The following is a 13858-nucleotide window of genomic DNA, read 5'->3' as shown; positions in this document are numbered from 1 at the left end:
TAATTAAGCAAATTGGTATTAGTAATTTACCGTGCAGCTTCGTGTATTTTCTTGGTTACAATAATGAAAGTCTAAATAGTAGCTGTCTTGTGATGGCATTTTTCCCAATTTAATGGCGTGATACAGCAGCTCAGCTCCCTTGCGACCCATTTCAAACGGGTTTTGACCAATGTTTATTGTGGACAAGCGGTTTTCTAAGGCTCTCAACTGTATTTCTTCAGTATCAGCCGAAATAATTACGGCTTTTTCGCTACTCACTTTTTCCCTGTACGGAGTCAACTTCGTTATATATTTTGGATGAAACTGAGCAAAACCTGCTACCGCTAAAAAAATAGGCGGTTTCTCATACTGCATTAGTGCCAATAGTTGGCTAAGAGCATCGTCACGCTTGCCCATCGTATATAGTGGGCAGCGCTCAAACTCAATCCAGCCATGCTCACCTTTAAGTGGCTCTATACTTGAGTGCTCAGATAGTGCATACCTGACACCGTTCATTCGCTTATCTAGGTTTGGTGTTGAGTGGTGCCCTGTTTGTATGCAAACTTGTTGTGGCTCGCTAGACTTAAATGCTTTGGCGGCCTCACCTAATGCAACACCGAACGCAAAATTATCGGTACCTACATATGCGAGGCGATAACTTTTATGTGCTTCAAGTAAATCTGAATCAAAGGTTATTACTGGTATATTAAGCTGCTTTGCTTTTTTCAGTGAACGAGAAACCAAAAAGTCAGAATCAGTCGTGGAAATTAATAACCCATCTACTTTTTGCGATAATAAGTCATTTATCACTAAGCTTTGTGTTCTAAAGTCCTGATAATCATCAGCACCATCGTAACTACATGTCAAGTCAACATGACGACGTGCAAAATGAACACAGCCTTTGAACGATTGCTCATAAAAGCTGTCGTTTTTAGTCTTACCAACGACGGCAATGGTTATGCTGGCGTACGCGTTCTGGCTCATAACTAATAGGCTTATCAAGCCTATTGCGATTACAATAAAACGCTGTACTTTATGAGTTAACTGCATGTTTCGAGTGGACTATTTTTAATCTCTACAGAAAGCATAACCGATATTTTAGACAACGCAACCCTCAATAAACCGGCATATAAAACAAGCAACAGGATGAACAATTAATGCAATGCCTAGGCTAGTCGCCCTACTCATCTAGAAGTACTTCAATAACGAACAATTCACAGGACGCTAAGCATTGCAGGTTTATTTTAATTATTGGCGTTCGTAAACTCTCTGTCTTTGGGTTTACTATCCAAATGTCCGCTATAGCGGGTTGCTATCAACGCCATCATGCTTATCAGTGCACCTACCCAAGCGGTATCTTGTAGTGACATGCTGTCAACAATCTGCCCCCCAAGAATAGATCCAAGTGCGATCCCTATGTTAAATGCCGCAATATTAAAACCTGATGCGACATCAACCGCCTTAGGAGAAAGCTGCTGTGCCAATTGCACAACGTAGACCTGTAACCCAGGCACGTTACCAAAGGCAAAAGCTCCCCATAATACGACCGTTATTATCACACCGACTTTGGACTGCATAGTGAAGGTAAGCGCCAACAACACCAGGCTAAGCATGGTAAAAATAATGGTAAGCGCACTGACAGCACCCTTTTTATCAGCTAGTTTACCACCATAAATATTCCCGACCGCAACAGAAACGCCATACACTAGCATTACAAGACTTACCGCAGTAGAACTAAACCCAGCTTGTTGTTGTAATATGGGAGCCAGATAGGTAAAAGCGGTAAACGTACCACCATACCCCAATATTGTGATTAAAAACACAAGGAGTAGCCTAGGCTGTGCAAGCACTTTTACTTGCTCTGAAAACCTTGCGGCAGGCGCTTTTTCAAGATTTTTAGGAATAAGCAATACGCAACCAACGAGTGCGATAAAACCAAGCCCAGCCACAATCAAGAACGTCGCCCGCCAGCCAAATATTTGCCCTACCCATGTACCTAACGGCACGCCGATGACTAAAGCAACAGTCAGGCCTGTAAACATAATAGCAATTGCGCTAGCAGCGCTTTCTTTGGCCACTAAACTAGCTGCAATTGTCGCACCAATAGAGAAAAACACCCCATGTGCAAGCCCAGTTAGAACACGAGCAATAACTAACCTTTCATAACTTGGAGCTTGCCAAGCGATAAGGTTACCGAGAATAAATAGCACCATTAAACTGATAAGCAACCGCTTTCTCTCCCATGTGTTTGTAAGCGCAGTTAATAGTGGAGCGCCTATCGCTACGCCAATCGCGTAAAGGCTCACTAATAAACCTGCGCTAGGCAAAGACACGTTCAAATCAGCAGAAATGGTTGGGACTAACCCAACGATGACAAATTCAGTGGTTCCAATAGCGAATGCACTGAGGGTCAGTGCGAGTAAAGCAAACGGCATAGTGTACCTTTTGTGCCAAGATTAAATAGTTGCTGTAGTGTGCGTGAAGTTTTATTTGCCAAAAACAGTAAAAATGACAAAATACTTTTGTCAAAATTGAAAAGGTAAACCAATGGCTGTGAATTCAAAATCAGAAGATCTCGACGCTTTCGTCAGTGTGGTAGATACAGGAAGCTTCTCATCCGCTGCCAATTTGATGGATCAACAAGTTGCAAAAGTATCTAGAGCTGTAACCCGCTTAGAAAAGTCATTGAATGTAACGTTATTAAATCGTACCACGCGGCGTATCGAGTTAACTGAAGAAGGAACACTATTTTTGAACTATGCGCGCCAAGCGCTGAATACGCTTGCCCAAGGAGAAGAAGCGTTGCGGCTTCTGCGATTTTCCCCTGCAGGGAGGCTAAGAGTAGATGCTGCCAGTCCATTTGTGCTCCACCAGCTTACCCCTTTACTTAAAGGCTTTAATAATGCTTTTCCTGCAATTAATCTTGAAATTACCAGTCATGATAGCATCATTAATTTGCTGGAATACAAAACTGATATTGCAATTAGAATTGGCGATTTACCTGACTCTAACCTCCATGCTCGCCTATTAGGGCGCAGTAAATTACATCTAGTCGCAAGCCCTGACTATCTTGAAAAGCTTGAAAACCCAAAGAATGAGCCTCTTGAACTTGCTGATCATCGCTTAATTGGCTTTACTGATGCGCCGCATCTCAATCATTGGCCACTACACACACCACAACAACTAAAGTTTTCCATAAGTGCGTCGAGTGGCGAAACTGTGCGACAACTTTGTATTGCTGGCCACGGTATCGCACTTTTATCTCACTTTATGGTCTGTGACGATATACGTTCAGGTAAACTGGTTGAGGTATTTCACGAGCGCATTGTTTCACCTAATAGACGAGAAACAGTGCAAGCTGTTTACTATCAAAATAGTGCCGTCTCATCGAGGGTTTCTGCATTTTTAGATTACATTACCCCTAGACTTCAGCTTTGATTATCAAATTAAACAACTTACGTACCAAGTATTTACGCTATAGATCAATCAATGTGTTTCCTTTTAATATACAATCACAGCTCGCTATGTGTTGAAAATACAGCCGCGAGCCATGAAAGCCTATCGCTCAAAATCCCCATTGTAGAGACTAATTCTGTCACAGAGATAGTGTATGATGCCTAGCTCAATCCAAGGAGCATTATCGTGTCACAAATATTCTCATTTACTATCGTACTTACTTTTCTGATTTGCACATTCCATGCTTCAGCAACTTCCTTTTTAGCTTTTGGCGATATGCCATACACACAGGTAGACCATGAAATGCTGACATCAACAGGGGTGTTACATAAGTTAGCGAATGCGACTGAGCATGACTTTATCGTCCATGTTGGTGATATGAAGTCTGGCTCGCTTTCATGCACGAATGAAATACTGCGCAGCAATTATGCTCTGATTTCTAATGTGAGTAGCAAACCCTTTGTCTACACACCTGGGGACAATGATTGGACAGACTGCGATCGTGAAACACTCTCGCCAAGATATGATGAGCTAGAGAGGCTGAACTTTATTCGCGATAACTTTGCAGTCCAAAGCCCTCATTTGCCACAATTTAAGCGCCAACTCACTCTACCAGAAAATCAGGCATGGGTAGTTGATGATGTACAGTTTTTAACCTTACATATCCCCGGTACCAATAATGGCCGTAGGCAGATTTTACTTTCAAATAAAAAAGTGGCGTACAAAGCATCCCAAAGTCGTGATGAAGAAAATATAAAATGGCTGAATAGCTTGCTATCTTCTAAGCGTAAAGCGGCGGTTATATTCATGCAAGCCGACCTATATCAGCCACATAAGTACTCTGGACACTGTAACAAAACGACTAAAGCCAAGTGCGATGGCTATCAACTATATCGCGAAACATTTGCACAATATGCAGCAAGGCTTAGCTATCCACTATTGCTGATCCATGGCGATACCGGTGAATTTTGCTTTACTAAGCTTGCAAACAACCTGTGGCGGCTCAATGCACCGGGAGATTTTCAGTTTTTAGATATTGCAAAAATCACTGTTACTGACGACAAAAATAAGCCGTTTTCGGTTTCGGCATTACACTCAAAGGCAAAGGTTGCCAAATGTAAGGGGCTGTAAAGCCCCTTTACTGTATGAGTCTAAGGTTATAATAACAGCTCTTGTTGCTTACTATGGCTTTCAAACTGCTCTTGCTGCACAGTGTCTACAAAGACCCACTCACTTTCTATTTTCTCTTTGCTGATATTAAGTGTTAAGTAACCGCGCTGATGAATATTGGCATATTCAAGGTCATCTACTAACAATGTTAATACCTCAGCAAACTGTAACGCCTGCTCATCGCTCAATTGCAAATAGTGCTCAAGACCAGGAGAGCTCACCGAGGCCGTTGCATATTCATAGCCGCAAACCTCTCCCTTGGTATTACATAATTTACCTGACCAGGCATTATGTGTGTCACCCGCAACAACGACTAGGTTTTTATTAGCGGCTTTTGCTGTCTGTAAAATAACTTCACGCTCAATCGGGTAGCCATCCCACGCATCAAGGTTGTACGGTGCAGTAAAATCTACTCGTGCCTTTTCTTGGGCTGTTAGGGTCGGATCGCCCGCTATTAATCGTGTTTTTATTTGCGCAAGCTCAGACAGTTGTGCTGACATCTGCGCAGAAGGGTTTGCTAGTGACATGAGTAACTCAGCAGGGATCATCATTTTGGTCATTAATACCTGCTGTCCCAGAACTTGCCATTTGGCAGATGAAGTTTTCATATTATCGGTTAACCACGTAAGCTGTTCGAGGCCTAACAGTTGTTGCGTCGGTGCAGTGAGATCAGCTTGAAATCCAGTTATATCAAGTTGACCGCTTAATGGGTCAATATAGTTTTGGTAATCTAAAGATTTTGCTCGACTTTCGTGGCGTGTGTCTAGCATATAGAGTGATAGTAAATCACCAAATTCAAACTTTCGATACAGACTTTCTAATTGCCCTTTGACCATGGGGCGTACTGGCATCCACTCATAATACGCTTGTAGGGCAGCAAGCTTACGGTCAGAGTATTCTCCCTCACCTTCATTATGATTTTCAGCGCCATCTAAATAGGAGTCGTTACAAACTTCATGGTCATCCCACACTGCAATAAAAGGCGTATTAGCATGGAGTGCTTGTAAACCAGGATCAGTACGATACTTTGCGTACCTCAAACGATAATCATCTAACGAAATGATTTCTTCTGCATTATCGGACTCTAGCCCTCTGCCCATTTGCGTCGCATTATCAGTCGCGTAGCCGCCCATACCATATTCGTAAATATAATCACCTAAATGCAATATAGCGTCTAGGTCATTACGCTTTGCAGCTTCTGCGTAAACATGAAAGTACCCAGCAGGATAATTTGCACAAGACATAACCGCCAATTTAACTTGGTTTACGTCATTAACAGGTAAGGTTTTGCATCTACCGATTGGTGAATGGGTTTCTGTGGTCACAAAGCGGTAAAAGTATTGGCTATTTGCGCTTAGATCACTAAGATCGACCTTCACCGTATAATCGTTTTTCGCCTGTGCCACTAGCTGATGGCTTTGTAACAGCACCCCAAAATCCTGAGATTCAGAAACTTGCAAAGTGAGTGCAACACTACTTGGATTGCCTTGCGGCGTTACGCGAGTCCATAGGATAACTTTATCTGATAACGGGTCGCCACTGGCAACACCATGGTCAAACGCCACGGTAAAATCATTGCTTGCTATATCCTTACTACCACTACTGCCACATCCGGTTAGCGAAACACTCACGGTTGCTGCCCCAATGCCAATCAGTGCACTTTTGATAAAATCTCGACGGGTAAAACTTGCCATTATTCTCGTTCCTTAACTACACAGTGCACCTTACGCTCTATTCTCCTTCTTGTATAAATAGATAACAGAGATGCACTGACTAACTTTTTGGACTGACAAGCTTAATGGGGCATTATGACAGTTTTAGGACTGGTCTTATCTGTTTATTGCTCCATGGCAACCACGCTACCTCGTCCTTGACGTTTTGCCTCGCTCAGCGCTTCCTCAGCGCGGTGGATCATTGCTTCTACCGAGCTTTGAAGACCGCAAAACTCCACTACCCCGAACGAACTAGTAAGCGCGATGTTTTTATCACACGCCACCTCAAAGGCTTGCTGCACAATAAGATTTTTAGCACGAGTCGCCAACAATGAGGCACCTTCAAGAGCAGTATTGGGCAATAACAGGGCAAACTCAGTACCATTGATCCGCGCTATTATGTCGGTTTCTCTTAACATTCCATTAAGTAGGGAACTAAATTCAACAAGTACCCTATCCCCTGCGGCATAACCATATTGCTCATTAATTGTTCTAAAATGATCAATATCGGTAATAATTAGACTAAAAGGAACTCGGTAGCGCTCATATAACTTAATTTGACCATCAAGCTTTTCACTAAGTTGTCTGCGACTAGCAACCCGTGTCATCGGATCGATCTGAGACACAAAGTCGAGCTCGTTTTGCAAATGCGCTCGTTCACTCTCAAGCACCTTAATCGCGGTAATATCTTTACCGTATATGAAGTAAGCATGGGAACTTAACGGGAGGCACTTTACACTAAAAAACACGCCGGTCAGGGTATCAATCTCCAACTCGGTAGCGCCCTGGTCTTGATTGCCCTTCAGACTTAAAAACCAGTCAGCCAATTCATCGCCGTCAATTCTGTCCTCAAAGACACTCCCCTGAGCAGATGAAAATAGCGCCTCTATTGTATTGCCAATTAACGACTTGTTGTGCTTACCAAGCAATGTTGCCATCGTATCATTACAAAAGGTTATCACATTCTGTTGGCTCACTATCGCTACTGCATCTTCACTTTTGTTCAGCGCTTCAATCAGTGTCATTTCTAAATGGTTTTCGCTCAAAATAATGGTTCTCCCTTGGCTTTTCCATACTGTAAAACAATTTATTTAATTTATCTTCTATCTCAGATAAAGCGCTCTCTTATTTTGGAATACACATCAATCAACATTTATTGATTCTAATTTGGCACCAATCATTTTCCCAATTACCTGTATTTAACGCAACAAATGAAACGTATAGTGTGCGTCATATACACAGGAGGCACTATGTTCAAACCAACCAGACTTGTCACACTCATTTCTGCTTTACTCTTACTCAGCGCATGCAGTGGATCAGAGCAAGCGATAACTAACGCTCCACAGTTACAACCTATCGATGTAGCTGCCACACCACAGATAAATGTTGCCGATTGGCACACTTATACAACGCGTCTTTCTTCTCCCAATGAGGTCGCGTTACGCGCCCGCGTAACTGGCGTTGTTCGATCGGTAAATTTTAAAGAAGGTGATACTGTTGAAAAAGGTGAGGTTCTTTTTGAGCTTGATGACCGTACTTTTTTAGCTGACGTGGCCAGCCTTGCTGCGCAAGTAACTCGAGCAGAGGCAGCGCTTTCGCAAGCGAAAAGTGAGTCAGCTCGAGCTCTTCGTCTTAGTAAACAAAAAGCCATATCCACTGAAGAAGTAGACGCTCGGGTTTCACTTACGGCACAGCGTCAGGCTGAGTTAGATGCCTTAAGAGCCTCTTTTAAGTCTGCACAACTTAATTTGGAATTTAGCAAGGTCACGGCTCCTATTAGCGGAAAAATTTCATTTGCTGAAGTGACCCAAGGCAATACGATCCGTGCAAATGACACGCTACTCACAACGATTGTCGCGACCGACAAAATGTATGCGTATTTTGATATTGATGAACGCACATGGAACAGCCAATTTGCCACAGTAACCGACACAGATAAATTACCAGTTAAACTTCAGCTTTTAGGTAGCCAGGCACAGCCAATTATCGGCCAGCTAGACTTTATTGACAACGCTATCGATAACCACTCAGGCACCCTAAAAGTAAGAGCCTCTTTCGATAATAAAAATGGTTTGCTACGTCCAGGGTCGTTTGCTCGTGTGAGTTTATCATCCGGAGAACTTAATAACCGCGTAATAATACCTGATAAAGCTGTTGGTACAGATCTTAAAAATCGTTTTGTGCTTGTCGTAAACGATGCTAACACTCTTGAATATCGGTTAATCACGCTTGGTAATCGCTATGGTGAGTTTCGTGCGATTGAGTCAGGACTGAGCGCAGGTGAGCGCATTGCAGTCAATGGCCCTGCTCGGGTGGGCCCTGGAATGCCCATAAGTCCAAACAATATAACACTGACGCTTCCCGAATCCATTTCAGCTCAAGTCGTTGCAATGACCGAGATTGAGTCAACACAAGGACTAAATTAACAATGAAATTTTCACATTTTTTCATTAAAAGGCCTATCTTTGCCGCAATGATGTCACTGGTGATCCTTATCGCCGGTGCCATCTCCTTGTTTCAGCTGCCGGTCAGTGAGTATCCTGAAGTCGTACCTCCGACTGTTGTAGTGTCAGCAACTTACCCAGGCGCTAACCCCAAAGTCATTGCCGAAACCGTAGCAACGCCTTTAGAGCAAGAGATCAATGGGGTTGAGAATATGTTATACATGTTTTCACAAGCGACTAGTGACGGCCGACTGACACTCACCGTTACGTTTGCGCTAGGCACAGATCTAGATAGAGCACAGGTTCAGGTACAAAACCGTGTAAACAGCGCGACGCCCAGATTACCAGAAGAAGTGCAGCGCCTTGGTGTAGTCGCAGAAAAAGCTTCTCCAGATCTTACTATGGTCGTGCATTTGGTGTCACCCAGCGGCTCCCATGACACGAGTTACCTTTCAAACTACGCGGATATTTATGTTAAAGACCAGATAGCACGACTACCTGGTGTTGGCGACGTACAGCTGTTCGGTGGAGGAAAATATGCGTTGCGGATTTGGCTAAACCCCGAACAATTAGCTGAGCGTAACCTAACTGCCAGCGATATAGTTAAAGCGATAAAACAACAAAACCGTCAAGTTGCGGCAGGCTCATTAGGTGCACAACCGACCACCAATGATAACCAATTTCAAATACTGCTGAACGTAAAAGGCCGCTTGGCTGAGATAAACGAGTTTGAGAACATCATCGTTAGTGTATCCAACGATGGAGCAATCACGCGATTACGAGATATAGGTCGAGTCGAGCTTGGACAAGATAATTATGCGTTACGTGCACTATTAGATGGTAACGAAGCTGTTGCGATGCCTATTTTCCAGCGCCCAGGCTCAAATGCTATCGAGCTTTCTGATCAGGTGCGTGAAACCATGAAATCACTTGCGACACGTTTTCCTGAAGGAGTCGAATACGATATTGTGTATGACCCAACAATCTTTGTTCGCGGCTCTATAGATGCGGTTATCTCAACACTACTAGAAGCCATTGTGTTGGTTGTATTGGTGGTTATTTTATTCCTACAGACATGGCGCGCATCTATCATTCCTCTTGTCGCGGTACCAGTATCGTTAGTGGGTACTTTTGCTGCCATGCAGTGGCTTGGCGTCTCCATTAACACCCTCTCCTTATTTGGTTTAGTACTTGCCATTGGTATTGTCGTCGATGATGCTATCGTTGTTGTAGAGAATGTAGAGCGTAATATTGAAAATGGTCTTGCACCTTTCGAAGCCACAAAGCAGGCGATGTCTGAAGTAACAGGCCCGATTATTGCCATCGCGCTAGTGCTGTGTGCTGTATTTATTCCCACCGCATTTATTACAGGACTATCGGGGCAGTTTTACAAACAATTCGCCCTTACTATTACTATTTCTACGTTAATTTCCGCTTTTAACTCTTTGACATTATCTCCAGCGCTTGCTGCGTTACTGCTAAAACCACACGGTGCCAAGCCTGATAGGCTCACTGTGATATTGAATAAACTATTTGGACAGTGGTTATTCAAGCCATTTAACCGATTTTTTGACAAAGCAGCACAAGGCTATGTCGCGCTTGTAAAAAGGCTGATCCGCTTAAGTGCTATCGTGCTAGTCATTTATCTAGGGTTGATTTTTGCCACAACAAAACTGTTTGATACCATCCCAGGAGGCTTTATACCGCAACAGGATAAACAATACCTCGTTGCTATCGCTCAGCTCCCAGATGCAGCCAGTTTAGATAGAACAGAGGCTGTTGTTCGTGAAATGGAACAAATTGCATTAAATACACGGGGCGTATTGCACTCTGTGTCATTTCCGGGGTTATCTGTTAACGGCTTCACAAACAGCCCTAACAGTGGCATTGTATTTGTCACTCTGGATAAATTTGAAAATCGCACTACACCTGAACTTTATGCTTCCTCAATCGCAGCAAAGTTAAATCAGCAATTTACTGTCATAGATGAAGCATTTGTTGCCGTATTTCCACCGCCTCCTATTCAAGGTCTTGGCACAACTGGTGGTTTTAAATTGCAAATTGAAGACCGTGCTAACCTCGGATTCGAAAAGCTATTCGCAGATCTGCAAGCTGTAATAGCCAAAGCTCAGCAACAACCTGAACTGATGGGACTTTATTCTAGTTTTCGGATCCAAGTACCACAAATGGATATTGACATCGACCGTGAACAAGCAATGGTGCAAGGGGTGCCGCTTGAGGAAGTATTTAACGCATTACAGATCTACCTTGGCTCGATGTATGTTAATGACTTTAACTTGTTTGGTCGTACATACCAGGTGACAGCACAAGCTGACGCTAATTTTAGAGCAGATCCTGCACAAATATTGTCGTATAAAGTCAAGAACAACTACGGCCAGATGGTACCGCTTGGCGCGGTATTAAAGGTAACGCCAACCACGGGGCCTGATAGAGTTATGCATTACAATGGTTATCCAACAGCAGAATTAAATGGTAGTCCAGCTCCAGGTTTTTCATCGGATCAAGCGCAAGTTGCGATTGAAGCGGTGTTAAATGAAACCTTAAGTGAGGGTATGGCGTTTGAATGGACCGAAGTAACCTATCAACAAATTCTAGCTGGTAATGTGATGATTTATATTTTCCCGTTAGTCGTCTTATTGGTATTTATGGTCTTAGCTTCACAGTATGAGAGTCTAAAATTACCTTTTGCAATTATACTAATTGTGCCTATGACGATTTTGTCTGCCCTGGTCGGTGTCTGGTTGACAGGTGGTGATAATAACATCTTCACACAAATTGCATTGATCGTACTGGTTGCTTTAGCCTGTAAGAATGCCATTTTAATGGTCGAGTTTGCTAAAGAGGAATATGAGCAAGGAAAAACAAATTTAGCGGCTATTATTGAGGCATGCAAATTAAGGCTCCGCCCAATTCTGATGACATCTATTGCGTTTACAGCTGGTGTCGTTCCTTTAGTTTTAGCGACGGGTGCTGGCGCTGAAATGCGAGAAACAATGGGAATTGCGGTATTCTCTGGCATGATTGGTGTAACGTTATTTGGCTTATTGTTCACGCCAATATTTTTTATGGCGATGACCAAACGCTTTCATACTTCTGCCAGCCACCAGACAAAAGCGGCTCACCAGCAGGTTGAAACCGACGTAAATTAGTTTGAAGGTAAGTAGTAATCATCTTAAAGGTCTCCAAGGAGGCCTTTTTTATTCCCTCAATCTAAGGAGCAGAATTAAGAGGTCTATTTTGAGGCGAGAAAATCTTGTCAATAACTTCGCTACCGCGTCCTACTACCGCTAAGATACCTATATCCATGTAGGAAAGACAAAATTTTGCTATTTAGTTGTTCTAAGTAAGAAATTTTTAACGCTATTAGCGTCAGGTTTACTCCTTCAAATTGAGCAACAATTAAGTCTAATTGGCATTATAGTGGAAAGATAGATTTTGATTAACGTATTCAACGGCAGTGTCCAGATCGACAAACAGCACTTGCTCTATTGGCTCTGGCATCCCAATTTCTTTTCGAAGCTTTTCCATTTGGCGCTTTGCAATCGCTGAATTTAGTACATAACCTGCGCTTACACACCCTAGTTGCAGACACCGTTTGGCGACATTAACTAATAAATCATAGGCTTGCGGTGTAGCGGCAATCGCTTTTTCTGAATAACTAACATAACCCCATGCTGGCACCGCAATTTCATCACGACATTGTTCCATCGTCCGAGAAAAGAAATGGATCATGGATTCATTAATATTGCCTTCAAAGCAGGCAAATAGGATATTTTTTTCAGTCCAAAGGGTGACCTTACCGCAACGAGTCTGAAAACTGTATTTTGACATTAGCGCCCACCAACTCCTTTCAACAGCTGTGAATTATATCTTAGTCAACAAAGGTTAAAAAAGAGTTTGCACTACTTTTTTAACCTTCCACTTGATAAATGCTTGCTAAAATCAGGGTTCTGCAAGCTGCTTCTTCGTTGCTTCTGACTCTTCTTTGCGGTAATTGTTATATGATAATCCCATAAACTGTGGCAAAGTCGCGCTAATTGCAAGTGACGATAGTGTACCAACTGCTATGCCACAGCATAGCGCCATGGCAAAACTACTCAACCCGGCTCCTGCGAGCCACCATATTGACAGTACAGTTGCTAATGTTGTCAATGAGGTAATTAACGTACGACTCAACGAATCTTTTATCGCTTGATCAATGACTTTTGCCACAGGCGCTTGCTTGTAACGTTCCTCAAAAAGCAGCTCCCTCACTCTGTCTCCAACCACGATGGAGTCATTGAGAGAGTACCCGATGATAGCCAGTAACGCAGCTAATACCGTTAGGTCAAACTCAACCTGCGTGGCAGAAAATAACCCTAACGTAATAACGACATCATGAAATAATGCAATACTTGCTGATACCGCTAGACGCCACTCAAAACGACATGCCAAATAGAGCAGCACGCTCAGTAAAGCAAATAATCCTGCCAGTCCGCCTTGCTCAATAAGTTCATCGCCAACCTGAGCGCCAAGATAACTGGCATCTAATACCGTTACATGCCATTGTGAGTTTAGCTCCGAGATCCACTCTTTTACCTTTAAATCATTAGTAGAAGAAGGAATCTGAAATATTCGCCAACTACCATCCATTTGCAGGTCAATTCGAGCACTCTCCACCCCGAGCTGATGTAACTTCAGTTGCATTTCATCAACAGTGACGGACTTTGGTACATCAATTACAGTGACATACCCACCTGTAAAATCTTGCCCAAAAGCGATTCCTTTTTGGGCTACTGTAACCAAGCTCGCGAAAACCAATACCATCCCTAAAATAAGCCCTATCAATCTGATGTGTTGCGTATTACTTTTCATATTACTTTCCTCCTTGGTGCTGCTGAGAATATAAAGACTCCGACAGTAACCCCGATACAATAACCCCAGCAAAAATACTGGTCACAATGCCAAGCGCTAGCGTGATAGCAAAATTACGCAAAGTAAGTAAACCATCGATCAATATTGGATGCTCAAAATTCAAATTAATACCAATTATCTTAATTAAGTGACCTATTTTGAGGCGAGAAAATCTTATCGATA

At 42.9% G+C, this 13858-nt stretch carries 11 protein-coding genes; 4 read left to right on the top strand and 7 right to left on the bottom strand.

The window, feature by feature from the left end:
• Positions 1 to 18: 18 nt before the first annotated feature.
• Both D9603_RS19270 and D9603_RS19265 read right to left on the bottom strand, forming a co-directional pair.
• Positions 19 to 963 carry a substrate-binding domain-containing protein gene (locus D9603_RS19270; RefSeq protein WP_241651721.1) on the bottom strand — a complete coding sequence of 315 codons (945 nt, stop codon included), beginning with the start codon at positions 961 to 963 and terminating at the stop codon, positions 19 to 21.
• A 260-nt stretch (positions 964 to 1223) separates the two neighbouring features.
• A complete protein-coding gene (locus tag D9603_RS19265) occupies positions 1224 to 2414 on the bottom strand; it encodes an MFS transporter (protein WP_128732523.1) in 1191 nt (396 codons plus the stop codon).
• 112 nt (positions 2415 to 2526) lie between these two features.
• Here D9603_RS19265 and D9603_RS19260 point away from each other — a divergent pair, with 112 nt between their 5' ends.
• Together D9603_RS19260 and D9603_RS19255 are read left to right on the top strand one after the other, a co-directional pair.
• Positions 2527 to 3417, top strand: coding sequence for a LysR family transcriptional regulator (locus tag D9603_RS19260; protein ID WP_128732522.1), 891 nt, complete (start codon positions 2527 to 2529; stop codon positions 3415 to 3417).
• Positions 3418 to 3621: 204 nt separating this feature from the next.
• Positions 3622 to 4566 carry a metallophosphoesterase gene (locus D9603_RS19255; protein ID WP_128732521.1) on the top strand — a complete coding sequence of 315 codons (945 nt, stop codon included), beginning with the start codon at positions 3622 to 3624 and terminating at the stop codon, positions 4564 to 4566.
• A 26-nt stretch (positions 4567 to 4592) separates the two neighbouring features.
• Here D9603_RS19255 and D9603_RS19250 read toward each other — a convergent pair whose 3' ends face one another.
• Both D9603_RS19250 and D9603_RS19245 read right to left on the bottom strand, forming a co-directional pair.
• Complete coding sequence (locus D9603_RS19250) at positions 4593 to 6299, bottom strand: alkaline phosphatase D family protein (protein WP_128732520.1); 1707 nt, start codon at positions 6297 to 6299, stop codon at positions 4593 to 4595.
• Between the two features lie 143 nt (positions 6300 to 6442).
• Positions 6443 to 7363, bottom strand: a complete 921-nt coding sequence (locus tag D9603_RS19245) for a sensor domain-containing diguanylate cyclase (RefSeq protein ID WP_241651720.1) — start codon at positions 7361 to 7363, stop codon at positions 6443 to 6445.
• 204 nt (positions 7364 to 7567) lie between these two features.
• On the opposite strand from D9603_RS19245, the gene D9603_RS19240 reads away from it, so the two are divergent.
• Complete coding sequence (locus tag D9603_RS19240; RefSeq protein ID WP_128732518.1) at positions 7568 to 8743, top strand: efflux RND transporter periplasmic adaptor subunit; 1176 nt, start codon at positions 7568 to 7570, stop codon at positions 8741 to 8743.
• Between the two features lie 2 nt (positions 8744 to 8745).
• Positions 8746 to 11931 (top strand): multidrug efflux RND transporter permease subunit, encoded by a 3186-nt coding sequence (locus D9603_RS19235; RefSeq protein WP_128732517.1) that lies wholly within the window; start codon positions 8746 to 8748, stop codon positions 11929 to 11931.
• 256 nt (positions 11932 to 12187) lie between these two features.
• Here D9603_RS19235 and D9603_RS19230 read toward each other — a convergent pair whose 3' ends face one another.
• The 3 genes from D9603_RS19230 to D9603_RS21900 form a co-directional block, all read right to left on the bottom strand.
• Complete coding sequence (locus D9603_RS19230; RefSeq protein WP_125253134.1) at positions 12188 to 12613, bottom strand: hypothetical protein; 426 nt, start codon at positions 12611 to 12613, stop codon at positions 12188 to 12190.
• Positions 12614 to 12724: 111 nt separating this feature from the next.
• A complete protein-coding gene (secF, locus tag D9603_RS19225; protein WP_128732516.1) occupies positions 12725 to 13636 on the bottom strand; it encodes a protein translocase subunit SecF in 912 nt (303 codons plus the stop codon).
• 1 nt (position 13637) lies between these two features.
• On the bottom strand, positions 13638 to 13858 hold a 221-nt coding region (locus tag D9603_RS21900; protein ID WP_206644523.1), incomplete at its 5' end, for a hypothetical protein.

The organism is Pseudoalteromonas sp. PS5, assembly GCF_004103255.1.
GTDB lineage: Bacteria > Pseudomonadota > Gammaproteobacteria > Enterobacterales > Alteromonadaceae > Pseudoalteromonas > Pseudoalteromonas peptidolytica.
This window is presented reverse-complemented; position numbering and strand designations above follow the sequence as displayed.

Coding starts and splice junctions, on each gene's coding strand:
- D9603_RS19240 (WP_128732518.1), top strand. CDS start 7,568: ATGTTCAAACCAACCAGACTTGTCACACTCATTTCTGCTTTACTCTTA.
- D9603_RS19265 (WP_128732523.1), bottom strand. CDS start 2,414: ATGCCGTTTGCTTTACTCGCACTGACCCTCAGTGCATTCGCTATTGGA.
- D9603_RS19230 (WP_125253134.1), bottom strand. CDS start 12,613: ATGTCAAAATACAGTTTTCAGACTCGTTGCGGTAAGGTCACCCTTTGG.
- D9603_RS19270 (WP_241651721.1), bottom strand. CDS start 963: ATGAGCCAGAACGCGTACGCCAGCATAACCATTGCCGTCGTTGGTAAG.
- D9603_RS19250 (WP_128732520.1), bottom strand. CDS start 6,299: ATGGCAAGTTTTACCCGTCGAGATTTTATCAAAAGTGCACTGATTGGC.
- D9603_RS19235 (WP_128732517.1), top strand. CDS start 8,746: ATGAAATTTTCACATTTTTTCATTAAAAGGCCTATCTTTGCCGCAATG.
- D9603_RS19260 (WP_128732522.1), top strand. CDS start 2,527: ATGGCTGTGAATTCAAAATCAGAAGATCTCGACGCTTTCGTCAGTGTG.
- secF (WP_128732516.1), bottom strand. CDS start 13,636: ATGAAAAGTAATACGCAACACATCAGATTGATAGGGCTTATTTTAGGG.